This is a genomic window from Jannaschia sp. W003, assembly GCF_025144335.1.
Taxonomy (GTDB): domain Bacteria; phylum Pseudomonadota; class Alphaproteobacteria; order Rhodobacterales; family Rhodobacteraceae; genus Jannaschia.
This window is the reverse complement of sequence record NZ_CP083539.1, coordinates 1219894-1244667: the sequence shown is the minus strand read 5'-3', so window position 1 is coordinate 1244667 and position 24774 is coordinate 1219894. Positions and strand designations below refer to the sequence as shown.

The window sequence follows — 24774 nt, the reverse complement described above, 5'->3', positions numbered from 1 at the left end:
GCCGCGTCAGTCGGCGCGCATCAGCTCCACGTCGCGGGCCGCGGCCGGCACCACGGGCGCGTCCGAGGCGACGCCGGCGGGATCGGGCGCGGGCACGGGCTGGGGCACGGCGGCGGGCGGGGGCGCCTCGGGCGCGACGCGCGGCGCCCGCCACGGCCCCGCGACTGCGATCGCCGCACCGCCGCCCTCGGGCACCAGCCGCAGGTCCACGCGCCGCGCCGCGAGGTCCACCGTGCCGCCGCCCCGGAACGAGCGCCGCGGCCCGCGCAGTCCGACGTCGCCGCTCATCGTGCCGCCATCCACCCGCCACCGCGTGTCGGCCCCGTGCACCGGCGTCGCCCCGCCCGCCACGGCGCGTCCCGTGACCGCCATCTCGGGCAGGTCCGCGCCATGAAGCGCGCCTGTGGCGAAGCGCGCCTCCAGGGTGCCGGCGAGGTCCGCCACCAGCGCGGCGGCGTCCGCGCCCCCGCCCGCCAGCGCGGCGCGCGCATCCAGGGGCGCGTCGAAGGCGGTGACGCCGGCCCAGTCCGCGAGCATCGGCCCGGCGGCCACGCCGCGCAGGTCGGCGGCCAGCTCCACCGCCACGCCGCGCGCCGCGGGCGCGAGGCGCAGGGTGCCCGCCGCCGTGCCGCCGTAGAGGCGCAGCTCCTCGGCGCGCAGGAGTGCCGTGCCGCCCTCGGCCGAGAGGCGCAGGCGCGCCGCGTCCACCGTGGCGGCGCCCAGCGACACCGGCCCGGTGCGCAACGCCACGTCGAGGTCCGCCGCCTCCAGCACCGACGCCTGGAAGGGCCGGCGCGCCCAGCCCCGTTCCGAGACCAGCAGGCTCCGCCCGCCCCCGCCGCGGCGGCTGAAGGCGTCGAGGTCGAGCGACGGCGCCTCGAGGCGCGCCACCAGCCGGGGCCGCGCGCCCTCGAGGCGCAGGTCGGCCTCGCCCGTGAAGCGGTTGCCGTCGAGCGCGAGGTCGAGCCCCCGCAGGTGAAGCGCCCCGTCCGGCGCCAGCGTGGCTGCGGCCACGAGCGCCGCGCGGCGGCGCCCGAAGCCCTCGGGCGGGGCGGTGCGCGGCAGGCCCAGCCCCGCGAGGCGGTCGTCGGTGAAGAGGTCGAGCGTGCCGTCGAAGGCCAGCGGCGCCACGCCCGCGCGCCCGTCGAGCGTCAGCGCCGTGCCGCCCGCGCGCAGCGACAAGGTCACGGGCTGGAGCGCGCCGCCGAGCAGGGCCGCGAGGTCGTCGGTGCGCCCGCCCGCCACCACGGCGCCCTCGCGCGTGAGCGCGGACGCCTCGAAGCGCGTGCCCCGCCCGTCGCGGCGGAGGTCCAACTCCACGGCGCGGAACCGGGCGGTGCCGTGGGCGCCGTCCACCTCGAGGGTCGCGCCCGCCACCTCCAGCCGGTCGAGCCGCGCCGCTGCTTGCAGCGCTGCCAAGCCGCCTCCGTCCCGCACCACGGCGCGGGCGCCGGCGAGGTGGACGCGCGCGAGGCGCAGCTCGCCGCGCAGCAGCGCCGCGGGGTCGATCGCCAGCCCCACCCGCGCCACGTCCGCCGCCGCGCCCGGTCCCTCGGCCCGCACGTCCCGCAGCTCCAGCCCGGGCGGCCAAGCGGCGAGGCGCACCGGCCCCGTCCAGGCCACGGCGAGGCCGGTCGCCGCCTCCACGGCCCCGGCGGCGTGCCGCGCCAGCCGCTCGGCGGGCACGAGCATCGCCGCGCCCGCGAGCAGGAGCACGAGGGCGATGGGGAGGGCGAGGAGGCGGAGGAGGAGCACCATTCCCCCGGCCCTACCACGCCCCCGCCCCGGGCGCCCACGCGCGGGGGCTTACGCGCCGCCGCCCGTGCCCCTATGTGGCGCCCATGTCGCAGAACCCGCCCGATCTCCGCCCCGACCTCGCGCCGCGCGCCGTGCTGCCCTCGGACGCCCGCCCCGGACAGCCCCGCATCGGCATGGTCTCGCTGGGGTGCCCCAAGGCGCTGGTGGACAGCGAGCGCATCCTCACGCGGCTGCGCGCGGAAGGCTACGCCATCTCGCCCGACTACGCCGGCGCCGAGGCGGTGATCGTGAACACCTGCGGCTTCCTCGACTCCGCCAAGGCCGAGAGCCTCGGCGCCATCGGCGAGGCGCTGCGCGAGAACGGGCGCGTGATCGTGACAGGCTGCCTCGGGGCCGAGCCCGACTACATTACAGGCGCGCACCCCAAGGTGCTGGCCGTGACGGGGCCGCACCAGTACGAGCAGGTGCTCGACGCCGTCCACCGCGCGGTGCCGCCCGCGCCGGACCCGTTCGTGGACCTCCTGCCCGCCTCGGGGGTCTCGCTCACGCCGCGGCACTTCAGCTACCTGAAGATCTCCGAGGGCTGCAATCACAAGTGCCGCTTCTGCATCATCCCCGACATGCGGGGCCGCCTCCAGTCGCGCCCACACGCCGCGGTGGTGCGCGAGGCGGAGCGGCTGGTGGACGCGGGCGTCAGGGAGCTGCTGGTCATCAGCCAGGACACCTCGGCCTACGGCGTGGACCGCAAGGATCCCCGCGCCATCGTGCCGCTCGCCCGCGACCTCGGCAGCCTCGGCGCGTGGGTCCGGCTGCACTACGTCTACCCCTACCCCTTCGTGCGCGAGCTGGTGCCGCTGATGGCGGAGGGCGCGATCCTGCCCTACCTCGACGTGCCGTTCCAGCACGCCCACCCAGACACCCTGCGCCGCATGGCGCGGCCCGCCGCCGCCGAGCGCACGCTGGACCGCATTGCCGAGTGGCGCAGCATCTGCCCCGACATCGCGATCCGCTCGACCTTCATCGTCGGCTACCCCGGCGAGACCGAGGCGGAGTTCCAGCACCTCCTCGACTGGATGGAGGAGGCGCAGCTCGACCGCGTGGGCGCGTTCCAGTACGAGAACGTCGCCGGCGCGCGCGCCAACGCCCTGCCCGATCACGTGGCCGACGAGGTGAAGGCCGAGCGCTTCGCCCGCTTCATGGAGGTGGCGCAGCGCATCTCGGCGGCGAAGCTGGAGGCGAAGGTGGGCACGCGTCAGAGGGTGATCGTGGACGCCGTGGACGCCGAGGGCGCCACCTGCCGCACGACCGCAGATGCGCCCGAGATCGACGGCAACCTCTTCATCGACGAGGGCTTCGAGGCGCTGGCCCCCGGCGACATCGTGACGGTCGAGGTGGACGAGGCGTCGGAGTACGATCTCTGGGGCAGCGTGGTGCGCGAAACCTAAGGGCCCGCCCGGCGGTTGGGCCCCGAGAGGAGACCGACCCATGACCGACGAATCCACCGCCGAGGCCGAACGCCGCCGCCGTCTCGAGGAGGCCGAGCGCTCCGCCGCCTCGACGCCGCACCGCGGCTCCACCGAGACGCCGATCCCCGAGAAGGTGCGGGAGGGCGCGCGGACCCACGGGCCGAAGGGCACGACGCACGACCCGAACTCCGTGACCACGGGCACCGAAGTGGAGCCGGACGACCGTTATCCGCCGAAGGGAGAGGGCCGCCGGGACTGACGCATCGCGGCGGAGCCTCCGGGCTCCGCCGCCTCAGGCCGTCTCGGCCTCGAAGCGCAGCGCCACGCCGTTGATGCAGTGGCGCATGCCGGTGGGCGCGGGGCCGTCGTCGAAGATGTGGCCCTGGTGGCCGCCGCAGCGCGCGCAGTGGACCTCGGTGCGGGGGAACACCATCGAGTAGTCCGCCTTCGTGCCCACCGCGTCCGCGGAGACGGGCTGCGTGAAGGACGGCCAGCCGGTGCCGCTGTCGAACTTGTGCTCGGACTTGTAGAGCGGGTTGTCGCAGCCCGCGCAGTGGAACGTGCCCGCTGCCTCGATCTCGTTGAGGGGCGAGGAGAAGGCCGGCTCCGTGGCGTGCTCGCGCAGCACCTGGAACTGCTCGGGCGTGAGCCGCGCCTGCCATTCCGCAGGCGTGAGGGAGACGGGGAACGTGGCGTCGCGCGTCGCCCCGTCGCGGCAGCCGCCCAGCGCGGCGGTGCCGAGGAGGGCGGCGGATCCCAGAAGAAGGCGGCGTCGCGTCTGCATGGCGGTCTCCCTTGGCGGAACATTGTTGCGTCCCTGTGCGGGGAACCGCGACGCCGGTCCCGGTGTTCCGGGGCCGGCGATCACGTTTTCCTCAAAGTGGCCCGTCAGAGGCCCGCCGCCACCCGGCGCACCGTGGCGATGCGCGCGGCGTTGGGCGGGTGGGTGCCCAGGAAGCGGTCGCCCGGGTCGGGGATGCGTCCGAAGAACACCGCGCCGCGGACCGGATCGAAGCCCGCGCGCGCCACGATCACCGTGCCCAGCGCGTCGGCCTCCAGCTCGTGCGCCTTCGAGAAACGCCGCGCGCCGACCTGCGCGCCGGCCCGGCCCAGCTCGTTGACGACCTGCGCGTTGGCGCCGGCGATCGACCCGATCACGGTGCCGATGATGGCGCCCGTGGCCGCGCTCTGGCGCTGGCGGCCGATGTGGTCCTCGATGTGGTGCGCGGTCTCGTGGCCGACCACGAAGGCGATCTCGTCGACGTTGCGCGCCTCGGCGATCAGCGCGCGGGTGAAGATCACCACGGGGCGCCCCCTGTCCAGCGTCTGGAAGGCGTTGGGCGGCAGGCGCGGGTCCGGGTCCACGCGGATCAGGAAGTCGCAGTTGAGCCCCGGCGCCCGGTCGCGGCACACCGATTCCGCGGCCGGCTCCACGCGGCGCACCGCCGCCTGGAAGTTGCGCACCGCGGTGGCCGAGGACACCCGGTCCACCGCCGGCTGCTGCACGATCGGCGGGCGCGCGGGCTCGGGCGCGGGTGCCGTGGGCGTCGGCCCCGTGGAGACCGTGACGCAGCCGCCCAGGCCGACCGCCACGAGCAGTGCCACCAGTGTGAATCGCATGGGAATCCCTCCGCTCGGCCCCTACCTTCGAGGGGCACCATAGCGCGAGGATATGCGATGTCAGGGTCCGATCCGGCCGGCGCGGCCGCCGATCCCACGGCCGCCGTGGCGGTCCTGCACAACGGCCGCTGCCCGGTCTGCCGCCACGAGATCGAGGCCCACCGCCGCACCGCCGCGCGCGAGGGGCTGCCGCTGGCGTTCGACGACCTCCACTCGCCCGACCGAGCGGGCTGGAGCGTGGACGCCGACGCCGCCGCGCGGCGCCTCCATGCGCGCCTCGCCGACGGGCGCGTGGTGCGGGGCTTCGAGGCCAACCTCGCGATGTGGCGGGCGGTGCCGCGCTGGCGCCCGCTCGCGCGCGTCGCCGGGCTGCCCGGCTTGCGCCCGGTGCTGGCGTGGCTCTACGAGCGGGCGTTCGCGCCGCTGGCCTACCGCATGCACCTGCGCCGCGAGGGGGGCCGCTGATGTTCACGATCGAGCACGAGTTCGACGCCACCGTGGTGACGCTGGTGGACGAGGGCGCGGCGCCCCTGGCCGAGGACGTCACCGTGTCGCTGTTCGAGGAATGCGCCACGGTCACGCAAGTGGACGCGCGCAGCGGCCAGCCCGTCACCGTGACGCTGAGCCAGACGCAGATGCGCGACCTCGCCGCCGCGCTGAACCTTCCCGAGGGCGTGTACCGCCGCCGCTAGGCGCCTAGGCCGCCAGCCCCTTCGAGCCCATGTCGAGGAACTTGCGCCGGCGGGCCGCGCGGATCGCGTCCAGCTCCTGCCCGTCGAACGTGGCCAGCGTCTCCTGCAGCGCCGCGCCCACCGAGGCCACGGCAGCGGCGCCGTCGCGGTGCGCGCCGCCCAGCGGCTCGGGGATGATGCGGTCGATCACGCCCAGCTTCTGCAGGTCCTGCGCGGTGAGGCGCAGCGCCTCGGCGGCCTCGCGCATCTTGTCGCTGTCCTTCCACAGAATCGAGGCGCAGCCCTCGGGCGAGATCACCGAGTAGATCGAGTGCTCCAGCATCGCCACGCGGTCGGCCGTAGCGAAGGCCACCGCGCCGCCCGAGCCGCCCTCGCCGATCACGACCGATACCAGCGGAACGCCCAAGGACAGGCACGCCTGCGTGGAGCGGGCGATGGCCTCGGACTGGCCGCGCTCCTCGGCGCCCTTGCCGGGATAGGCGCCGGGCGTGTCGATCAGGGTGACCACGGGCAGGCCGAAGCGCCCGGCCATCTGCATCAGGCGGATCGCCTTGCGGTAGCCCTCGGGGCGGGCCATGCCGAAGTTGCGCTGGATGCGGCTCTGGGTGTCGTGGCCCTTCTCGTGGCCGATCACCATCACGGCCCGGTCGCCCAGCCGCGCGAGCCCCCCCATTACCGCGTGGTCGTCCGCGAAGTTGCGGTCGCCCGCCAGCGGGGTCCATTCGGTGAACAGGGCCTCCACGTAGTCCTTGCAGTGCGGCCGCTCGGGGTGGCGCGAGACCTGCGCCTTCTGCCAAGGGGTCAGCCCCTTGTAGAGGTTCGCGAGCATGTCGCGCGCCTTGGCGTCGAGCCCCGCTGCCTCCTTCTCGACGTCGAGCGTGGCGTCGGAGCGGGCCATGGCACGCAGCTCCTCGGCCTTGCCCTCGATCACCGAGAGCGGCTTCTCGAAATCCAGGTAGGTGGTCATGGGCGGGCCTCCGGTTGCGCGCACCGTATGCCGCCGCCGGACGGGCGGGGCAAGGCGGGCGGGGTCGCGCGCCGTCGCCCCGGCTTCGCGCTGGGGCCTCCGGGGGCAGTTGGTCGAAACGTCGCCTCGTAGGCGGAAAGCCGACCAGGCGTGTGCGCCGCAACCATGCCCACCGCCCGCGGCAGGCGGAGGCCCCGGCGCAGGGCCGGGGCATGGCGTAGCGCCGCTCAGGCAGCGCCGGCGATCATCTCGGACTGGCGCACCACCACCTCGGCCTGCTTGATCGAGGCGATGTCGACCAGCCGGCCCTTGTAGGTCGCCGCCCCCTGCCCTGCGGCCTTGGCCGCCTCCATCGCCTCGAGGATGCCGCGCGCCTCGGCCACGGCGGCCTCGGACGGCGTGAACACCTCGTTGCACAGCGCGATCTGCTTGGGATGGATCGCCCACTTGCCGACCATGCCGAGCACGGCCGAGCGCCGAGCCTGCGCGCGGAACCCCTCGTCGTCCGAGAAGTCACCGAAGGGGCCGTCCACGGGCAGGAGGCCGTGGGTGCGGCAGGCGGCCACGATCGCGGTCTGCGCCCAGTGCCAGGGGTCGGACCAGTGCCGCTGCCCCTCGTGGAGCATGTAGTAGTCCGCCTGCGTGCCCCCGATGCCGGTGGTCTGCATGCCCATCGAGGCCGCGAAGTCGGCCGCGCCCAGCGACATGGCGACCAGACGGTCCGAGGCGGCGGCGATGGCCTCCACGTGGGCGATGCCGGCAGCCGATTCGATGATGACCTCCAGCCCGATGCGCCGCTCCCGGCCCTTCGCCGCCTCGACCGCGCTGACCAGCGCGTCCACCGCGTAGACGTCCTCACCGCAGCCGACCTTGGGGATCATGATCTGGTCCAGCCGCCCCGTGTCGGCCTCCAGGATCTCCACCACGTCGCGGTACCAGAAGGGCGTGTCGAGCGCGTTGATCCGCACGCTCACCACCTTGCGCGCCCAGTCCACGTCGCGGAGCGCGGCGATCACGTTGGCCCGCGCTGCGTCCTTGTCGGAAGGGGCGACCGAGTCCTCGAGGTCGAGGTTCACCACGTCCGCGTCCGAGGCGGCCATCTTCGCGAACAGCTTGGGGTTCGAGCCGGGGCCGAAGAGCTGGCAGCGGTTCGGGCGGGCGGCGGGCGTGGGCTGGATGCGGAAGGACATGGGCGCTCCGGTAACGATGTTGCGTGCGGGGTCGGTGCGAGGGGTAGGACATTGCGCGCAGGTCGGCAAGATGCTGCGGCGCGGCGGGGGTTGCCAGCCGCGTCCCGGACTTGATCCGGGGCCTCCGTCACCCGATGGCGCTCCGATCCACAGCGAAGCGCGAGCGGCATCCCGAGGCCCCGGCGCGTGGCCGGGGCGTGCCCCCTACTTCGCCAGCGCCGCCAGCACCGCCGCCACGGCCTCGCCGTCCCACGCCACCTCGCCCGACACCTCGGCCACCACCTGCCCCTCGGCATCCAGGATAACCGAATGGGGCAGCCCGCCCACGCCCAGGGCCTTCGCCACGTCCGCCCCGGCGTCGAGGTGGAGCGGCAGGCGCTCGATCCCCGCCTCGGCCCAGAAGCGCCGCATCGCCTCCGCGTCGTGGCGCCCGAAGGCCAGGGTCGCCACCGCCACCTCGCGCCGCGCCGCCAGCCGGTCGAGCGCCGGCATCTCGGCCCGGCAGGGCGCGCACCACGTCGCCCAGAAGTTCACCACCGCCACTCGTCCCCGGTAGTCCGCGAGCGTCCCCTCGCCCCCCTCGCCCGCGTCCAGCGCGAAGGCCGCATCCGGTGCCGGGCGCGGCGCGGGGAAGCGCATCGCGGGCAGCCGCTCGGCGGCGACGGCGGCGGCCGCGGCCACGTCCGCGGCGGCGGGGGTGGGCACCCCCAGCCCCGAGGCGTATAGGGCGGCGGCGACGAGGAGGGTGCGCATGAAGCAGTCCAATCAGATGTGGGGCGGCCGGTTCGCGGAAGGCCCCGATGCGGTGATGGAGGCCATCAACGCCTCGATCGGCTTCGACCGGCGCATGGCCCGCGAGGACATCGAGGGCTCCCGCGCCCATGCCGCGATGCTGGCCGCCACGGGCATCGTCTCGGATAGCGACGCCCAAGCCATCCGGGAAGGCCTGCTCACCGTCTTGTCAGAGATCGAGGGGGGCACGTTCGAGTTCTCCGCCGCCCTCGAGGACATCCACATGAACGTGGAGGCGCGCCTGAAGGAGATCGTGGGCGAGCCTGCGGGGCGCCTCCACACGGGCCGCTCGCGCAACGATCAGGTGGCCACCGACTTCCGCCTCTGGGTGCGGGGGCGCATCGACCTGCTCGACGGGCTGCTGGCGGGTCTCCTCGGCGCGCTTGTCTCGCAGGCCGAGGCCGGCGCCGACTGGCCCATGGCCGGCTTCACCCACCTACAGGTCGCCCAGCCCGTGACTTGGGGCCACCACATGCTGGCCTACGCCGAGATGTTCGCGCGGGATCGCTCCCGCCTCGCCGACGCCCGCGCCCGCATGAACGAGTGCCCGCTCGGCGCCGCGGCCCTCGCCGGCACGTCCTTCCCGATCGACCGCGCCATGACCGCCGAGGCGCTGGGGTTCGACCGCCCCTGCGCCAACTCGCTCGACGCCGTGTCCGACCGCGACTTCGCGCTGGAGTTCCTGTCGGCCGCCTCGATCTGCGCCATGCACCTGAGCCGCCTTGCCGAGGAGCTGGTGATCTGGTCGACCGCGCAGTTCCGCTTCGTGACCCTGCCCGACCGCTGGACCACCGGCTCCTCGATCATGCCGCAGAAGCGCAACCCGGACGCCGCCGAGCTGCTGCGCGCCAAGGTGGGCCGCATCTTCGGCGCCAACGTCGCGCTGTTGACGGTGATGAAGGGACTGCCGCTCGCGTATTCCAAGGACATGCAGGAGGACAAGGAGCAGGTCTTCGACGCCGCTGACGCGCTGGAGCTGGCCTTGCGCGCCATGACCGGCATGGTGCGCGAGATGGAGGCCAACCGGGAGCCGATGCGCGAGGCCGCCGCCCGCGGCTTCTCGACCGCCACCGACCTCGCCGACTGGCTGGTGCGCGAGCTTGGCCTCCCCTTCCGCGAGGCGCACCACGTCACCGGCGCGCTGGTGGCGATGGCCGAGGCGAAGGGCTGCGACCTGCCGGACCTCTCGCTCGCCGACATGCAGGGCGTCCACGAGGGCATCGACGACGGCGTCTTCGCGGTGCTGGGCGTCGAGAACTCGGTCGCCTCGCGCCGCTGCCTCGGCGGCACCGCGCCCGATCAGGTGCGCGCGCAGGCGGCCCTCTGGCGGGAGCGCCTCGCATGATCCGCCCCCTCGCGCTCCTCCTCGCCCTCGCCGCCTGCGGCGCCTCCGGCCCGCCGGTGCCGCCCTCGGACGACGACGAGCGCCCCGCTGCGGGCATCACCCTCTCGGGCACCGCCACCGCGGGCATCGCCGGCGGCTCCGGGCGCCTCTCCCCTTGATCCGGCGGGCCGCGCGCTACGTGCTGCCCGTCGCCGATCCCCAATCAACGAACGGAACCGACGCCATGAAAGCCCTCCTGCTCGGGTCCATCGGGACCCTCGCCGACACCTCCGAACTCCAGCGCCGGGCCTTCAACGAGGCCTTCGCGAAGCACGGCCTCGACTGGCAGTGGCCCCGCGACGACTACCGCCGCATGCTGCGCGAGTCGGGCGGCCAGCGCCGCGTGGCCGCGCAGGCCGACGCCGAAGGCATCGACGTGGACGCCGCCGCGATCCACGCCACGAAGTCGGAGCTGTTCCAGGGCTACCTCGCCGACGGCGCCGCCTCGGCCCGTCCGGGCCTGCGCGAGGCCATCACCCGCGCCCGCGCCGAGGGCGTGCGCGTCGGGCTGGTGACCACCACCTCGCGCGCCAACGTCGACGCGCTGCTCGGCTCGCTGAGCATGGACCGCGGCGTGTTCGACGTGATCGTCACCGCCGAGGAGGTGAGCGCGCCCAAGCCCGCGCCCGACTGCTACGAGTACGCCGCCGCCACCCTGGGCTTCGCCGCCGAGGACTGCGTCGCGGTCGAAGACAACGAGGGCGGCGTGCGCGCGGCGCTCGCCGCCGGCATGGCCTGCATCGCCTGGCCCAACGAGAACAACCGTGGCCACGACTTCACCGGCGCGCGCATGGCGGGCGACGACATCGCCGAGGCCGTCTGGCCCGATCGGGCCGCCGCGGAATGAGTTGGGAGGCGGCGCGCTGCCGGCTCGACGCCGCCGAGGTGCGCGAGGCCCTGGGCCGCGCGGGCGTCGCCGTGATCGAGGGTGCCGCCATCTCGGACGCCGCCTTCGCCGACTTCCTGGAAGGCCTCGGCCCCCTCGCCTTCACCGACGGCGAGACCCCGCTGGAGGGCGAGCCGCGGCTCAACTTCGTCACCAACGTCGGGCGCACGACGCCGCCGCGCTCGGTGTTCCACACCGACACCTCCTACGTGGCCGCGCCGCCGGCCTTCACGGCGCTCAAGGCGCACCGCATCCCCGAGGCGGGCGGCGAGACCGTGTTCACCAACCAGTTCGACGCCTTCCGCCGCCTGCCCGAGGACCTCAAGGTCCGGCTGCGGGGCGCGCGCGTCCTCCACCGCGTCACCGGCGTCGAGACGGGCGGCGAGCGCGAGACCTGGCACCCCCTGCTGCGCCGCCACCCGGTCTCGGGCGAGACCGCGCTGTGGCTCTCGACGCCCGAGCGCTGCGTGGCGCTGGAGCTGGCCGACGGCACGCGCGCCGATCACCTGGTGGCCGAGCTCTACGAGCACTCCACCGATCCGGCCTATCAGTGGCGCCACCGCTGGCGCGCGGGCGACATCGTGATCTGGGACAACCGCTGCACGCTGCACAAGGCGGACCACACGGCGGTGCGGGGCGACAGGGTGCTCCACCGGGGCATGGTCGCGGGCGAGGTGCCGCTGGCCGCCTGAGCGCGCCGCTTGACCCCGCGTCCGCGCCGGTCCCACACTCGCGCGCAGACCCTGCGGAGCGCGCCGATGCCCATCCTCTCGATCTTCCTCGCCGCGGTGGCGGCCTTCGGCTTCGGCGCGCTGTGGTACTCGGCGCTGGCGGGGCGCTGGATGGCGGTGTCGGGCGTCCCGGTGGTGGACGGGGTGCCGGCGAACCGCCGCGACCCTTTGCCCTACGCGACCAGCCTGCTCGGCAACGTCGCGGTGGCATTGATGCTGCATCTCGCCTTCGCCGCCGCCGGGGTGTCGGGGCCCCTCTCCGGCCTGCTTTGGGGCCTCGCCGCCGGCGCCTTCGTGGCGGCGCCCTGGCTGCTGACCTGCTACGGCTTCGCGGGCCGGCCCCGGGCCCTCGCGGCGATCGACGCGGGCTACGCCGTCGGGGGCTGCGGCACGATCGGGCTGGTGCTGGCCCTGCTCTGAGCGCGTCCCGTTGCGCGCCCCCCAACCCCTGATACATACACCCGAATCCCGCCCCGCGGACCCAACACGACCTCGGAGACCGAGATGGAAAAGATCCCCATGACCCCGCGCGGCCTCTCGGCGCTGGAGAAGGAGCTCAAGCAGCTCAAGTCCGTGGAGCGCCCTGCGATCATCCGCGCCATCGCCGAGGCCCGCGAGCACGGCGACCTCAGCGAGAACGCCGAGTACCACTCCGCGCGCGAGAAGCAGGGCTTCATCGAGGGCCGCATCAAGGAGCTGGAAGGCGTGATCAGCCTCGCCGAGGTGATCGACCCCGCCAAGATGAACGGCGGCACGATCCGCTTCGGCGCTACGGTCACGCTGATCGACGAGGACACCGAAGAGGAGCGGCGCTACCAGATCGTGGGCGAGCACGAGGCCGACATCGAGAACGGCCTCCTGAACGTCCGCTCGCCCCTCGCACGCGCCCTGATCGGCAAGGAGGAGGGCGACTCGGTCGAGGTGCGCACCCCGGGCGGCACGCGCGACTACGAGGTCGCCGCGGTCAGCTACCAGTGAGCCTCGCCGAGCCCCCCGCGCTCGGCCCGCCCGCCGCCGGGGGCGGCACGCCCCCGCCGCCTCCGCCCAAGGGTCGGGCGCGCGGGCGCGCCCGTTCCGGCGACGGTGGGATGGGCCCCGCCGAGATCGCGGCCGCGCTCGTCAGCCTCGTCTGGGCCGGGTTCGTGGCGTGGCTCGTGGCCGCGCGCGGCGAGGCGCTGCTGCGGCTGCTCGACGCCGATCCCATGGGATTCGCGATCACCATGCTGGGGCTCGTGCTGCCCGTGGCGCTCCTGTGGGTCGCCGTCGCCGCGGCGCGCACCGCGCGGGCCATGCGCGAGGAGGGCGCGCGCCTGCGCGCCGCCATCGACGCCATGCGCGCAGGCTGGCTCGACGCGCGCGGCGCCGAGGCGGGCGGCGGCACCGAGGCTCTGGAGCGGCGCCTCGACACGCTGATCGCGCGGCAGGACGCGCTCGCCGACGCCGTGGCCGCCCTCTGCGACGCCGCCCCCGCGGCCCCCGCCGCCGTCTCCCCGCCGCCGCCATCGCAGCCGCCATCGCAGCCGCGCGAGGCCGAAGGCGCGGGGCCGGTGCTCGCCGCGCCCGCCCGCCCCCGCCCCGCGGTGCAGCCCGCGCTGGCCCTCGGCGTCGAGGAGGCGGCCGGCGAGGACGGCGCGCCGCTGGGCACGGAGGACTTCGTGCGCGCGCTCGACTTCCCGCGCAACGAGCGCGACGTGGCGGGCTTCGAGGTGCTGCGCCGCGCCCTCGACCGCCGCGACACGGCGCAGGTCGTCACCGCGGCGCAGGACGTGCTGTCGCTGCTCAGCCAGGACGGCATCTTCATGGACGACCTCGCCGGCGATCCGGCGCCGCCCATGGTCTGGCGCGCCTTCGCGGACGGGGTGCGGGGGCCGCAGGTGGCCGAGATGGGCTCGATCCGCGACCGCTCGGCGCTGACGCTGGCGGGCGCGCGGATGCGCGAGGACCCGGTGTTCCGCGATGCGGCCCACCACTTCCTGCGCGCGTTCGACCGCGCGCTCGCCCAGTTCGCGCCCGATGCGCTGGACGGCGACATCGCCGCGCTGGCCGCGACCCGCTCGGGCCGCGCCTTCGCGCTCCTGGGTCAGGTGACGAGGATGTTCGACTGACCGCCCGCGCCGGCCCGGAGGCCGCCCCGCGCCGCCGCCTCGGCGTGGTGCTGCACGAAGGCCGCGAGGTCGCCCGGCGCCATCTCCGCCGAGACCACGCCGTGCGCGTTGGGCATGTGCAGGAAGATCGAGCCGTCCGCGAAGTCCGGCCCCTCGCCCAGCTCGACCAGCACCCGCGCATGGTCGAGCCGGAAGCCCGCGCGGTCCGCCACCGTGAGCGCCGTGCCGCGCCCCTGCGCGAGGCTGACCACCACCACCGCCGGGGCCATGTCGGGCAGGATCGAGATCGCCTCGCTCTCCTCGGCCGCCTCGACCAGCCGGAACGCGCCCGACGCCTCGGCCGCCGCGCGCATCCGCGCGGCCATCCGCTCGCCGAGCCCCGCACACAGCACCACTGTCTTCTCGCCCATGTTCTTGTTCCTTGTTTGCTCGCACGCCTCCCTCACCCGCCGCGAACCTAGGATTCGGATAGTTAACGAGGGGTTAATCCCCGGCTGACAAACGATAAATCGGCAACGCTCCCTCGATCCGCAGGCGGTGTTCCGCCGAGAGCGCAGGCGTTGATCCCGGGCCGCGGGCGTGATGAACGGGCCGCCGGGAGGACGCACCGTGACCACGACCACCATCACCGTCTGCGAGACCTGCAAGCGCGAGGACTGGGCCGCCGGCACCCCGCGGACCCACGGCGAGGAACTCGCCGCGCTGGTGGAGCGGGCCGCCGAGGGCACCGGCGTCGCGGTGCGCCGCCACGCCTGCCTCATGGGCTGCGACCGGGCCTGCAACGTGTCGCTGCAGGCGCCGGGCAAGATGTGCTACACGCTGGGCCGCTTCGAGCCGAGCGCCGAGGCCGCCGAGGGCATCGTCGCCTACGCCGCGCTCCATGCGGCGGCGCCGGGGGGCGTGGTGCCCTACCGGACCTGGCCCGCCGCCATCAAGGGCCACTTCGTGACGCGCCATCCGCCCCTGCCCACCGACGCCGAGTAGCGCGCGGTGGTTCTCGCCGCCGCGCTGGCGCTCGACGCCCTCCTCGGCGAGCCGCGCTGGCTCTGGCGCCGCCTGCCCCATCCGGCCGTCCTCATGGGCCGCGCCGTGGAGGCGCTGGAGCGGCGCTGGAACCGGGGTCGGCACCGCCGCGCGAAGGGGGTGGCGGCCATCGCCTTCCTCGCCCTCCTCGCCGCGCTCGCAGGCTGGGCGCTGTCGGTGCACTGGATCCCCGAGACCCTCCTCGCCGCCGTTCTGCTGGCCCAGCGCAGCCTCGCCGAGCACGTCGCCGCCGTGGCCGAAGCCCTGCGGCGCGGCCTCCCCGATGGGCGCGCGAGCGTGGCCCGGATCGTGGGCCGCGACACCGCCGGGATGGACGAGCCGGCGGTGGCCCGCGCGGCCGTGGAGAGCGCCGCCGAGAACCTCTCCGACGGCGTGGTAGCCCCGGCCTTCTGGTTCGCGGTGGCGGGCCTGCCGGGGATGCTCCTCTACAAGATGGTGAACACCGCCGACTCCACGGTGGGCTACCGGACCGCGCGGCACGAGCGCTTCGGCTGGGCCTCGGCCCGGCTCGACGACTTGCTGAACTGGGTGCCGGCCCGCCTGACGGCCCTCCTGATCCTCGCGGTCACCGCTACGGCGCCGCGGGGCGTCGCCGGGGATGCGCGCCTCCACCGCTCGCCCAACGCCGGCTGGCCCGAGGCGGCGGCCGCGCGCGCGCTCGGCGTCTCGCTGGCGGGGCCGCGGGCCTACGATGGCGCGATGCAGGACTACCCGCTCGTGAACGCGGGCGCGCCCGCGCCGGGGCCGGCGGCGGTGGAGGCGGCGGTCCGCCTCCTCTGGCGGGTCTGGGCCGCGCTGCTCGCGCTCGGCTTCGCGGGGACCTATTCCGCCTGAGACCCAATCCGGAGCTTCCCCATGCGCGCCACCCTCCTCGCCGCCGCCGCCACCCTCATGCCCCTTGCCGCCTCCGCGCAAAGCTGCGGGGGCGACTTCGGGGCCTTCGTGGACGGCCTGCGCGCCGAGGCCGTTGCCGCGGGCATTCCCGCAGCCGACGCGGACCGCTTCTTCGCGAACGTGCGCCAGGACCCCGCCACGTTGCGCGCGGACCAGCGTCAGGGCGTGTTCCAGCTCGAGTTCACCGACTTCGCGCGCCGCGTCATCTCCGCCGACCGCATCCGCCGGGGCGCGGCGAACGCGCAGGCCTACGACGCGCTGTTCGACCGCATCGAGGCCGAGCACGGCGTGCCGCGCGGCCTCCTTTTGGCCTTCTGGGCGCTGGAGACGGACTACGGGCAGGTGCAGGGCGACTTTGACACGCTGAACTCCCTCGTGACGCTCGCCCACGACTGCCGCCGCCCCGAGCTGTTCCGCCCGCAGGTGCTCGGCGCGCTGCGGCTGTGGCAGGCGGGGAGCTTCCAGCCGCACCAGACCACCGGCGCCTGGGCCGGCGAGATCGGGCAGGTGCAGATGCTGCCCCTCGACATCCTCCACCTCGGCGCCGACGGCGACGGCGACGGGCGCGTGGACCTCAAGGCCTCGACCCCCGACGCGCTGCTGACCGGCGCACGGTTCCTGCGCGAGATCGGATGGCGCCCCAACGAGCCGTGGCTGGTGGAGGCCGAGGTGCCCGCGGACCACGACTGGTCGCTCTCGGGGCTCGACGAGAAGCGCAGCGCCGCCGACTGGGCCGCGCTCGGCGTGCGCCCGCGCGACGGAGCCGCCGTGATCCCGGTACCGCCGGGGCTGGGGGCCGCGCTGCTGGCGCCGCAGGGCGAGGGCGGGCCGACCTTCCTGGCGTTCCCGAACTTCGAGGTGCTGTTCGAGTGGAACAAGAGCTTCGTCTACGTGCTGACGGCGGCCTACTTCGCCACCCGCCTCTCGGGCGCGCCGGTGTTCGACGCCGGGAGCCCGGAGCCCGGCCTCGGGCCGGACGGCATGGAGGCGCTGCAGCGCGCGCTGGTGGCACGGGGGCACGACGTGGGCGCCGTGGACGGCATCCTGGGGCGCATGACCCGCGACGCAGTGCGCGCCGAGCAGCGGCGGCTGGGGCTGGCGCCCGACGGCTGGCCCACGGAGGCGCTGCTCCGGGCGCTCTGAGGCGCACTGCGCCCCGGGGCCCCCTGCGTCGGTCGGTGCCCCGTCTCGAAGCGGCAGCGCGAACGGCGGGCGGGGCCCAGGCTCGGGGCCGGGGCGTACCCGTACGGCCCGATCGCCGAGCGGGTCCTAGGCCCGCACCACCTCGACCTCCTGCGAGCGCAGCTCGGCCGCGCCCATCACGGTCATGAACGAGATCTCGGCGGCGTCGCGGCCGACGCCGATCACCGCCATCTCCGACGGATCGGCCATTCCGGTCGCGTCCACCAGCCGCCACAAGCCGTCGAGCCACAGCTCGGCCACGGCGTGGAGGTCGGGCGGGTCCACGTCGGGCGCGTAGACCGAGGCCATGCGCGCCGGGATGCCCCCCGCCCGCGCCATGGCGATCACCACGTGGGCGTAGTCGCGGCACACGCCCTGGCGGGCCATGAAGCTGTCGGCCGCCGTGGTGGTGGCGTCGGACGTGCCCGAGACGTAGCTCATGCTCTCGTGGACCCAGGCCCGGATCGCCTCGGCCAGCGCGCCGCCCCGGTGGTCGGCGAACTCCGAGGCCATGAACGGCAGGAACACGTCCGACTGGCAGTAGCGCGAGGGCATCAGGTAGGACGTCGCGTCGCCCGGCAGGAGGCGCGACGGCGTGGCCGGGAGCGCGGCGAGGTCCACGCCGGGGCGCGTCACCTCGACCTCGGCCTCGTAGGTGGCCTGCCACGACCCCTCGGCGCCGAACCAGGCGCGGGTGCCGAGGCCGGATTCCGCAGGCACGCGGCGGAAGTCGTCCACCGGCGTGGTGCTCAGCGACTCCGAGACGATCCGCTGGCCGGGCCCGTGGGCGACCTCGACCTGCAGGAGGCAGTCCGAGGGCTGCGGGAAGTGGTAGTCGAGACGGGTGGTGATTCGGAGCTGGGTCATGGGACCGGCGTAGCGGGCGCGGGGCATCGGCGTAAGCCCTCAGGCCACCATCGCCTCCGCCGCGCCGAGGTCCACCGACACGAGCTGGCTCACCCCCTGCTCCACCATGGTCACGCCGAACAGCCGGTCCATGCGCGCCATGGTGACCGCGTGGTGGGTGATCACCAGGAAGCGCGTGTCGGTGCGGCGGGTCATCTCGTCCAGGAGATCGCAGAAGCGCCCGACATTGGCATCGTCCAGCGGCGCGTCCACCTCGTCGAGCACGCAGATCGGCGCGGGGTTGGCCAGGAACACCGCGAAGATGAGGGCCAGCGCCGTGAGGGTCTGCTCGCCGCCCGACAGGAGCGAAAGCGCCGCGAGGCGCTTGCCGGGAGGCTGGCACATGATCTCGAGGCCCGCCTCCAGGGGGTCGTCGGACTCCACCAACGCCAGACGCGCCTCGCCGCCGCCGAAGAGTGTGCGGAAGAGGGCGCCGAACTGGCGGTCCACGACTTCGAACGCTTCGAGCAGGCGTCCCCGGCCCTCGCGGTTCAAGGCGTCGATGCCGGCGCGCAACTCGGCGATGGCAGCGACGAGGTCGGCGTGCTCGGCGGCGAGGGCATCGTGCTCGCCTGCCACCGCCTCGGCATCCTCCTCGGCGCGCAGGTTCACCGCGCCCAACGCATCGCGCGCGGCGCGCAGGCGCGCGACCTCGGCCTCGGCGGCGTCGGGCGCGGGCGAGGCCTCGCCCAGTTGCGCGGCCAGGGCGTCGGGCGTCCCGGCGCCCGCCTCGTGAATGCGGGCGGCGGCGGCGGCGGCGGCGTCCCCGGCGGCCTCGAGCCGGGCGGCGGCGGCGGCGCGAGCCTCGCGGGCGGCGGAGGCGGCGCGCTCGGCCTCGCGCTCGGCGTCGGCCGCGTCCCGGAAGGCGGCGTCGGCGGTGCGCAGGGCTTCGGCGGCATCGCCGCGGCGGGCCTTGGCGCGGGCAAGATCGGCGGAAAGGCGCGTGCCCTCGTCCGCCAGCGCGGCGGGGGCGGTGCGCCCCGCCTCCAGCGCGGTCTCGTCGGCGGCGCGGCGCGCGGCCAGCTCGCCCAGGCGGGCGGCGGCGGCGGCGCCCCGCTCGCGCCACGCCCGCAGCTCGCGCGCCACGGCGTCGCGGCGGCGGGCGCGCGCCTCGGCCTCGGCAGCGAGGCGCGCGGCGGCGGCGCGGTCGGCCACGAGGCGGGCGCGCAGGGCCTCCACCTCGCTGCGCAGGGCGCCGAGCGCGTCGTCGAGGCCGTCCGGGGCGGGCAGCGCGGCCTCCGCCTCGGCGGCCGCTCGGGCGGCGTCGCGGGCCTCGCGCAGGTCGGCGTCGAGGCGGGCGAGCGCCTGCCACGCGGTCTCGGCGCGCGTGGCGGCGAGGCCGCGGTCGCCTTCTGCGCGGGCCAGCGCACGGGCGGCCTCGGCGGCGGCACGGTCGGCGGCGCGCATGGCCTCGCGCGCGCCGGTCTCTTCGCGGCGGGCGGCGTCGAGGGCGGCGGCGGCACCGTGGTGGGCGGTGCGGGCGTCCCCGGCCCCCGCTTCGGCCGCCGCGAGGTCGCGGCGCAGGGCGTCGAGGCGGTTCGCGCGCTCCAGCCGCAGCGCGGCGGCGGAGGGCGCGGCGCCGGCGGCGACCCGCACCCCGTCCCACCGCCAGAGGTCACCCGCGCGCGACACCAGCGCCTGCCCCGGCGCGAGCCTGTCCTGTATCGCGGCGCCGTCCGACACCAGCCCGACCAGCGCGAGGCGCCGCGCCAGCGCCGGGGGGGCCTCGACGTGGGGAGCGAGCGGCTCTGCCCCGTCGGGCAGCGGGGGCGGCGTGGCGAAGGGGGCGAGCGCGGTCCAGGCGGCGGGGGCGTCGCCTTCGGGCAGGAGCAGGTCATCGCCCATCGCGGCGCCCACCGCCGCCTCCAGACCCGGCGCCGCGCGCACCCGGCGGATCAGCGGGGCGGCGTCGTCCTCCGCTCCGTCCAAGAGGGCGGCGAGCGCGTCGGTCTCGGCGCGCAGGGCGGCGGCGGCGGCCTCGGCGCGGGCACGGGTGGTGCGGGCCTCGGCCTCCGCGCCCGCGGCGGTCTCGGCGGCGACATCCGCGCGCTGCACTGCGACCTCGGCCTCGGCGGCCCCGGCGGCGGCGAGGCGCTGCTCCTCCTCGGCGCAGCCGTGCGCGGCCTCCGCCTCAGCTCTGGCGCGCTCTGCGGCGTCGCGCTGCGCCTCCGCCGCCGCGCGCTCCGCCCCCACCTTCTCCAGACGCGTCCGCGCATCCTCGGCGGCGCGAACCGCGGCGGCGTGGCGGGCGCGGAGGCGGACGGCGTCCTCGGCGCGCTCCGTGAAGGCCCCCTCGCGGGCGGCCAGCGCCCGTGCCGCCGCCTCGGCCGCGTCGCGCGCGGCGTCTACGGCGGCGTCCTCGCCCTCGGCGTCGCCCCGCAGCGCATCGGCCTCTGCGGCGAGACGGGCCACGGTGGCATCGGCGTCGCGCTCCAGCGCAGCCTCGCGCTCGGCATCGCGCGCGATCTGGGCGAGCCGCGCCTCCAGCCCCTCGATCGCCTCGCGGGCCCGCGCCTCGCGCGCCTCCAGCCCCGCGCGGGCCGCGCGCAGGCGGTCGAGCACGGCGGCCGCCACGGTCTCCTCCTCGCGCAGCGGGGGCAGCGCGGCCTCGGCGGCGGCGCGGGCGCGGGCGGCGGCCTCGGCGGCCCGGGCGGCGACGGCGACGGCGGCGCCGCGCTCGCCGGCCGCGACCTCCGCCGCCGCGCGCGCGCGCTCCGCGGCCTGCCACCGCCCAAGCAGCAGCAGTCCCTCGGCGTGGCGCAGGGCGGTGCCGATCTCGCGGTAGCGCCGCGCCTGCCGCGCCTGGCGCCCGAGCGCGGCCATCTGCGCGGCGAGTGCGTCGAGGGTGTCGCCCAGCCGGGCGAGGTTCGCCTCGGCGGCGCCGAGCTTCAGCTCCGCCTCGTGGCGGCGCCCGTGGAGGCCCGAGATCCCCGCCGCCTCCTCGAGCACCCGGCGGCGCTGGCGGGGCCGGGCGGCGATCAGCTCGGCGATCTGCCCCTGCCGCACCAGCGCGGGCGAATGCGCCCCCGTGGAGGCGTCGGCGAACAGCATCTGCACGTCGCGCGCCCGCACGTCGCGCCCCCCTAGGCGGAAGGCTGAGCCAGCGTCGCGGGTGATGCGGCGCACCACCTCCACCGTGTCGCCCCCCTCCCCGGCGGACGCGGCGAGGTCGCCGAGCACCAGCGTTACCTCGGCGAAGCGGCGCGCGGGGCGCGAGGCGGCGCCGGCGAAGATCACGTCCTCCATGCCGCCGCCGCGCATCGCGGTGGGGCGGCTCTCGCCCATGACCCATCGCAGGGCCTCGAGGAGGTTCGACTTGCCGCAGCCGTTGGGGCCGACCACGCCCGTCAGCCCGTCCTCGATGGCGAGCTCGGTCGGGTCCACGAAGCTCTTGAAGCCGGACAGGCGGAGGCGGTCGAAGCGCACGCGGGCTCCCTCGGGGTTGCGGGCAAGCACCGTGGGGGCGCGGCGGCGGCGGGGTCAAGCGGGCCGGGGGCGCATCGGGCGCGCGGCGTCGCTTTCGCGCCACCGCCGGCCGCCTCGGCGCTTGACCGCCCGCGCGGCGGCGCGCAGGAACGGAGGCGTGCGGTTCCCCGCCCGGGCCAAGCCCGGAGGGGACGAAGTGGGAATGCGGAAGGGACGACCCACGCCGGGGTCCCGTGCCGCAGCCGCCCCCGCGACCGTGAGCGGCGAGCGCTCCGCCAAGGGCCACTGGGAAACCGGGAAGGCGGCGGAGGGCGACGACCCGCGAGCCGGGAGACCAGCCGCGCACCGCGTCCCCCCACGGGGCGCGGGGAACGCCATACGGACGGGGTGATCCGTAGCCGGGCCGCGCACGCCCCGCTCCGCACCCCCCTTCAACGCTCGTCCGAAGGGGACAGACATGAACCGCACGCTTCTCGCCGCCCTCGCCTCGCTCGCCGCCACGCCGGCGCTGGCCCACCACCCCCTGGGCGGCCTGCCCATGGAGACCTTCGCCCACGGCATGCTGTCGGGCGCGGGCCACCCGCTGCTCGGCTTCGACCACCTCGCCTTCGTGGTCGCGATGGGCGTGGCCGCCACCTTCACCGCGCGCCGCATCCTGGCCCCGCTGGCCTACGTGGCCGCGATGGTGCTCGGCACCCTCGCCGTGTCGATGGGCGCCGCGCTGCCGCTCGCCGAGGCGGGCATCGTGCTGTCGCTGCTGGTCGTGGGCGGCATCGTGCTGTCGGGCCGCGCGCTGGGCGCCGGTGCCGCGATGGCCCTCTTCGCGGGGTTCGGGCTGTTCCACGGCGCGGGCTTCGCCGGCTCGATCCTCGGGCAGGAGGGCGGCGTGGGCGCCGCCGTGATGGTCGGCTACCTCGGCGGCCTCGCGGCCGTGCAACTGGCCGTGGCGCTCGCCGCCGGCTGGGCCGTGCGCGCGCTGCTCGGCGCCACCTCGGCCGCGTCCGTGAACGCCCGCCTTGCCGGCGCCGCCGTGTTCGGCGTGGGCGCCTTCCTCGCCTTGGAGCTGGCCGAGGGGCCGTTGGTCGCCGCCCTCGCGGGCTAAGCCCTAGGGGGCGTCGTCCCCCATCTCACCTTGCTCGAAATACCTCGGGGGGCGAGCGGAGCGAGCGGGGGCAGAGCCCCCCTCCCTCGCCGCCCCCCTTCCCGATTCCGGAGCCTTCCATGCCCAAGATCCCCGCCACCGTCGTCACCGGCTTCCTCGGCGCCGGCAAGACCACCCTCATCCGCCACCTCCTCGAGCACGCCGACCGCCGCATCGCGCTGATCATCAACGAGTTCGGCGACCTCGGGGTCGACGGCGGCATCCTTAAGGGCTGCGGCATCGAGGGCTGTGCGGACGACGACGTGATGGAGCTGTCGAACGGCTGCATCTGCTGCACCGTGGCCGACGACTTCGTGCCCGCGATGCTCAAGCTCCTCGACCGCCCGAACCCGCCCGAGCACATCGTGATCGAGACCTCCGGCCTCGCCCTGCCCCAGCCGCTCGTGCGCGCCTTCCGCTGGCCCGAGCTGGCCGCACGCGTCACCGTGGACGGCGTGGTCACGGTGCTGGACGGCCCCGCGGTGGAGGCCGGCACCTTCGCCGCCGACGTGGCCGCGGTGGACCGCCAGCGCGCGGCGGACGACGGGCTGGACCACGAGACGCCGCTGTCCGAGCTCTACGCCGACCAAGTGGCCTGCGCCGACATGATCGTGGTCAACAAGCGCGACCTGATGGGGGACGCGGACGCCCTGCTCGCGCGCCTGCGCGGCGAGGCGCGGCCCGGCGTGCAGGTGGTCCCCGCGACCATGGGGGCGCTGCCCGTGGACGTGCTCCTGGGCCGCGGCATGGCGGCCGAGGACGACCTCTCGGCGCGCCACGAGGTGCACCACCACCATCACCACGACGACGAGGGCGGGGACGACGATCACCACCACCACGAGCACGAGCACGGCCATGACGCCTTCGAGAGCTTCGTGGTGGAGGGGCCCGAGGTCTCCGACCCGGCGGCCTTCGCGCGGCACGTCGCGGAAGTGATCCGCGCGCACGGCATCCTGCGGCTCAAGGGCTTCGCCTCCGTCGCGGGCAAGCCCATGCGCCTGACGGTGCAGGCGGTGGGGCCGCGGGTGGACCACTACTTCGACCGGCCCCTGGGTTCGGACCCGCGCGGCGCGCGGCTGGTTGTTATCGGCGAGGCGGGGATGGACCGCGCGGCGATCGAGCGGGCGCTGGCCGGGGAGGCGGTGGCGGCCTAGGAGCGGAGCCGTGCCAGCGCCGGCCCGCGGGGCGGCGCTGGCGGCCTCGCTGCTGAGTGGTTTATCGTGCCTACCGTCGGATGAGCGATCCGCGTTGCACAAGCATCGACGGAGCGCCGCCCCGTAGGGGCGGGTCGGCGCTGGCACGGCGGGCTAAAGCCCTTGATTCCGTGCCAGGACTAGAGTGTCTCGACCCGTCACCAACACGCCCCGGCCTTGCGCCGGGGCCTCGGTCCACCGCCCGCGCTCCGCTCCGCATCCGAAGCGCCGGCATCGGCCGGAGGCCCCGGATCATGTCCGGGGCGTGGCGATGAGGCAGCGGCGCCTCGCTACACCCAGGTCCCGCTCGACGCCTCCGCCACCGCGATGCGCGCGGCCAGCCGGGCGTTCGACAGCACCAGTTCCACGTTCGCCCCGAGCGCCCGGCCCTCGGTCACGGCGTTGAGACGCCCGAGCAGGAACGGCGTCACGTCCTTGCCGCGCACGCCTTCCGCCTCGGCGGCGCGCAGGGCGGCGTCGATCTCGGCGCCGATCTCCTCTGCCGGGAGCGCATGGGCCTCCGGGATCGGGTTGGCGACCAGCATGCCGGTCCCGAGCCCCGTGGCGCGGGTCGCGGCGCGCACGGCGGCGATCTGCTCGGACGTGTCCAGACGCTCCGGCGACGCGCAGCCCGAGTCGCGGGTGTAGAAGGCCGGGAAGCGGTCCGAGCCGTAGGTGACGACCGGCACCCGCAGCGTCTCGAGCATCTCCAGCGTGCGGGGGATGTCGAGGATCGACTTCACGCCCGCGCAGACCACCAGCACGTCCGTGGCGGCCAGTTCCGTGAGGTCGGCGCTCACGTCGCCCCCCTCGCCCCGGTGCACGCCGCCGATGCCGCCCGTGGCGAACACGCCGATGCCCGCGAGCCGCGCGATCCGCATGGTGGCCGAGACCGTCGTGCCGGCGGTGCGCCCGAGGGCCACGGCCGCCCCGAGGTCGCGCGAGGCGGCCTTCACGACGCCCTCACCGTGCCCCAGCCGCTCGATGTCCGCCGCCCCGAGGCCGGCGCGCAGGCGCCCCTCGACCACGGCCACGGTGGCGGGCACGGCGCCCTCGGCGCGCACGGCGTCCTCCACGGCGCGGCCCACCTCGGCGTTGCGAGGCCAGGGCATGCCGTGGCTGAGGATCGTGGATTCGAGGGCCACCACGGGGGCCCCGGTGGCGAGCGCGCGAGCGACGTCGTCGGAGAGATCGGGTTTCATGGGGCGGGGATGCACCCGGTGGGGGCGGGGGGCAAGGTGGGGGGCGACGTGCCCCGGCCTTGCGCCGGGGTCTCTGCTCGCCGGAGGCACCCCGCTCGGCGACGGCAGCACCATCGGCAACCAGAGGCCCTGGATCAGGTCCGGGGCGTGCCCTGCCCCCCGCCCGCGCCCCGGCCCCTGCGCCGGGGCCTCGGC

Annotated in this window: 26 protein-coding genes and 1 riboswitch; of the genes, 16 read left to right on the top strand and 10 right to left on the bottom strand. The window is 75.8% G+C overall.

Features of this window, described 5'->3' with window-relative positions:
* Nucleotides 1-6: 6 nt before the first annotated feature.
* Nucleotides 7-1758: an AsmA family protein gene (locus K3554_RS05975; RefSeq protein ID WP_259944900.1), complete on the bottom strand. Its 1752-nt coding sequence runs from the start codon at nt 1756-1758 to the stop codon at nt 7-9.
* 83 nt (nt 1759-1841) lie between these two features.
* Here K3554_RS05975 and rimO point away from each other — a divergent pair, with 83 nt between their 5' ends.
* Together rimO and K3554_RS05965 are read left to right on the top strand one after the other, a co-directional pair.
* Nucleotides 1842-3203, top strand: coding sequence for a 30S ribosomal protein S12 methylthiotransferase RimO (gene rimO, locus K3554_RS05970; RefSeq protein WP_259944898.1), 1362 nt, complete (start codon nt 1842-1844; stop codon nt 3201-3203).
* A gap of 40 nt (nt 3204-3243) precedes the next feature.
* On the top strand, nt 3244-3483 hold the full coding sequence (locus K3554_RS05965) for a hypothetical protein (protein WP_259944895.1): 240 nt from the start codon (nt 3244-3246) through the stop codon (nt 3481-3483).
* 33 nt (nt 3484-3516) lie between these two features.
* Here K3554_RS05965 and msrB read toward each other — a convergent pair whose 3' ends face one another.
* Together msrB and K3554_RS05955 are read right to left on the bottom strand one after the other, a co-directional pair.
* Nucleotides 3517-4008 carry a peptide-methionine (R)-S-oxide reductase MsrB gene (msrB, locus tag K3554_RS05960; protein ID WP_259944893.1) on the bottom strand — a complete coding sequence of 164 codons (492 nt, stop codon included), beginning with the start codon at nt 4006-4008 and terminating at the stop codon, nt 3517-3519.
* Between the two features lie 104 nt (nt 4009-4112).
* Nucleotides 4113-4844 (bottom strand): M48 family metallopeptidase, encoded by a 732-nt coding sequence (locus K3554_RS05955; protein ID WP_259944891.1) that lies wholly within the window; start codon nt 4842-4844, stop codon nt 4113-4115.
* A gap of 57 nt (nt 4845-4901) precedes the next feature.
* On the opposite strand from K3554_RS05955, the gene K3554_RS05950 reads away from it, so the two are divergent.
* On the top strand, nt 4902-5309 hold the full coding sequence (locus tag K3554_RS05950) for a thiol-disulfide oxidoreductase DCC family protein (RefSeq protein ID WP_259944890.1): 408 nt from the start codon (nt 4902-4904) through the stop codon (nt 5307-5309).
* On the top strand, nt 5309-5536 hold the full coding sequence (locus K3554_RS05945) for a hypothetical protein (protein WP_259944889.1): 228 nt from the start codon (nt 5309-5311) through the stop codon (nt 5534-5536). Before K3554_RS05950 ends, K3554_RS05945 begins: the two co-directional genes overlap by 1 nt.
* Before the next feature lie 4 nt (nt 5537-5540).
* Here the strand turns inward: K3554_RS05945 and K3554_RS05940 are convergent, their stop codons facing one another.
* From K3554_RS05940 to K3554_RS05930, 3 genes are all read right to left on the bottom strand, one after another.
* Nucleotides 5541-6503, bottom strand: coding sequence for an acetyl-CoA carboxylase carboxyltransferase subunit alpha (locus tag K3554_RS05940; RefSeq protein ID WP_259944888.1), 963 nt, complete (start codon nt 6501-6503; stop codon nt 5541-5543).
* 227 nt (nt 6504-6730) lie between these two features.
* Complete coding sequence (locus K3554_RS05935) at nt 6731-7693, bottom strand: L-malyl-CoA/beta-methylmalyl-CoA lyase (RefSeq protein WP_259944885.1); 963 nt, start codon at nt 7691-7693, stop codon at nt 6731-6733.
* Between the two features lie 204 nt (nt 7694-7897).
* The gene (locus K3554_RS05930) at nt 7898-8446 is read right to left on the bottom strand and encodes a TlpA disulfide reductase family protein (protein ID WP_259944882.1); all 549 of its coding nucleotides are present in this window, start codon (nt 8444-8446) and stop codon (nt 7898-7900) included.
* Between K3554_RS05930 and argH the strand changes: the two genes are divergently transcribed.
* The 7 genes from argH (at nt 8445) to K3554_RS05895 (ending at nt 13591) form a co-directional block, all read left to right on the top strand.
* A complete protein-coding gene (argH, locus tag K3554_RS05925; protein ID WP_409197339.1) occupies nt 8445-9830 on the top strand; it encodes an argininosuccinate lyase in 1386 nt (461 codons plus the stop codon). The two genes, K3554_RS05930 and argH, sit on opposite strands and share 2 nt — an antisense overlap.
* Nucleotides 9827-9988 (top strand): argininosuccinate lyase, encoded by a 162-nt coding sequence (locus K3554_RS05920; protein ID WP_259944877.1) that lies wholly within the window; start codon nt 9827-9829, stop codon nt 9986-9988. The genes argH and K3554_RS05920 overlap by 4 nt, the downstream gene beginning before the upstream one ends.
* A gap of 65 nt (nt 9989-10053) precedes the next feature.
* Nucleotides 10054-10716, top strand: a complete 663-nt coding sequence (locus K3554_RS05915) for an HAD family phosphatase (RefSeq protein WP_259944875.1) — start codon at nt 10054-10056, stop codon at nt 10714-10716.
* The gene (locus tag K3554_RS05910) at nt 10713-11447 is read left to right on the top strand and encodes a TauD/TfdA family dioxygenase (protein WP_259944872.1); all 735 of its coding nucleotides are present in this window, start codon (nt 10713-10715) and stop codon (nt 11445-11447) included. The genes K3554_RS05915 and K3554_RS05910 overlap by 4 nt, the downstream gene beginning before the upstream one ends.
* 66 nt (nt 11448-11513) lie before the next feature.
* Nucleotides 11514-11906, top strand: a complete 393-nt coding sequence (locus K3554_RS05905; protein ID WP_259944869.1) for a DUF1761 domain-containing protein — start codon at nt 11514-11516, stop codon at nt 11904-11906.
* An 84-nt stretch (nt 11907-11990) separates the two neighbouring features.
* Nucleotides 11991-12464: a transcription elongation factor GreA gene (gene greA / locus K3554_RS05900; RefSeq protein WP_259944866.1), complete on the top strand. Its 474-nt coding sequence runs from the start codon at nt 11991-11993 to the stop codon at nt 12462-12464.
* A gap of 110 nt (nt 12465-12574) precedes the next feature.
* Nucleotides 12575-13591, top strand: a complete 1017-nt coding sequence (locus K3554_RS05895; RefSeq protein WP_259944864.1) for a hypothetical protein — start codon at nt 12575-12577, stop codon at nt 13589-13591.
* On the opposite strand, the gene K3554_RS05890 is transcribed toward K3554_RS05895, so the two are convergent.
* Nucleotides 13567-14001, bottom strand: a complete 435-nt coding sequence (locus tag K3554_RS05890; protein ID WP_259944863.1) for a hypothetical protein — start codon at nt 13999-14001, stop codon at nt 13567-13569. The genes K3554_RS05895 and K3554_RS05890 overlap by 25 nt on opposite strands.
* A 172-nt stretch (nt 14002-14173) precedes the next feature.
* On the opposite strand from K3554_RS05890, the gene K3554_RS05885 reads away from it, so the two are divergent.
* From K3554_RS05885 to K3554_RS05875, 3 genes are read left to right on the top strand one after another with little or no spacing between them, the layout of a single operon-like run.
* Complete coding sequence (locus K3554_RS05885; RefSeq protein ID WP_259944862.1) at nt 14174-14575, top strand: DUF1636 domain-containing protein; 402 nt, start codon at nt 14174-14176, stop codon at nt 14573-14575.
* A gap of 6 nt (nt 14576-14581) precedes the next feature.
* Nucleotides 14582-15469, top strand: a complete 888-nt coding sequence (gene cbiB / locus K3554_RS05880) for an adenosylcobinamide-phosphate synthase CbiB (protein ID WP_259944861.1) — start codon at nt 14582-14584, stop codon at nt 15467-15469.
* Between the two features lie 21 nt (nt 15470-15490).
* Nucleotides 15491-16672, top strand: coding sequence for a lytic murein transglycosylase (locus K3554_RS05875; protein ID WP_259944860.1), 1182 nt, complete (start codon nt 15491-15493; stop codon nt 16670-16672).
* Nucleotides 16673-16798: 126 nt separating this feature from the next.
* Here the strand turns inward: K3554_RS05875 and K3554_RS05870 are convergent, their stop codons facing one another.
* Together K3554_RS05870 and smc are read right to left on the bottom strand one after the other, a co-directional pair.
* Nucleotides 16799-17578, bottom strand: coding sequence for a transglutaminase family protein (locus K3554_RS05870; RefSeq protein WP_259944859.1), 780 nt, complete (start codon nt 17576-17578; stop codon nt 16799-16801).
* Nucleotides 17579-17617: 39 nt separating this feature from the next.
* The gene (gene smc, locus K3554_RS05865) at nt 17618-21043 is read right to left on the bottom strand and encodes a chromosome segregation protein SMC (protein ID WP_259945801.1); all 3426 of its coding nucleotides are present in this window, start codon (nt 21041-21043) and stop codon (nt 17618-17620) included.
* Between the two features lie 194 nt (nt 21044-21237).
* A riboswitch (cobalamin riboswitch) is annotated at nt 21238-21380 on the top strand.
* A gap of 120 nt (nt 21381-21500) precedes the next feature.
* On the opposite strand from smc, the gene K3554_RS05860 reads away from it, so the two are divergent.
* Nucleotides 21501-22145: a HupE/UreJ family protein gene (locus K3554_RS05860; protein ID WP_259944857.1), complete on the top strand. Its 645-nt coding sequence runs from the start codon at nt 21501-21503 to the stop codon at nt 22143-22145.
* Nucleotides 22146-22264: 119 nt separating this feature from the next.
* Entirely contained in the window at nt 22265-23338 is a 1074-nt protein-coding gene (gene cobW / locus K3554_RS05855; RefSeq protein ID WP_259944855.1) for a cobalamin biosynthesis protein CobW, read from the top strand.
* A gap of 329 nt (nt 23339-23667) precedes the next feature.
* Here the strand turns inward: cobW and K3554_RS05850 are convergent, their stop codons facing one another.
* Nucleotides 23668-24579, bottom strand: coding sequence for a pseudouridine-5'-phosphate glycosidase (locus K3554_RS05850; RefSeq protein ID WP_259944853.1), 912 nt, complete (start codon nt 24577-24579; stop codon nt 23668-23670).
* Nucleotides 24580-24774 lie beyond the last annotated feature (195 nt).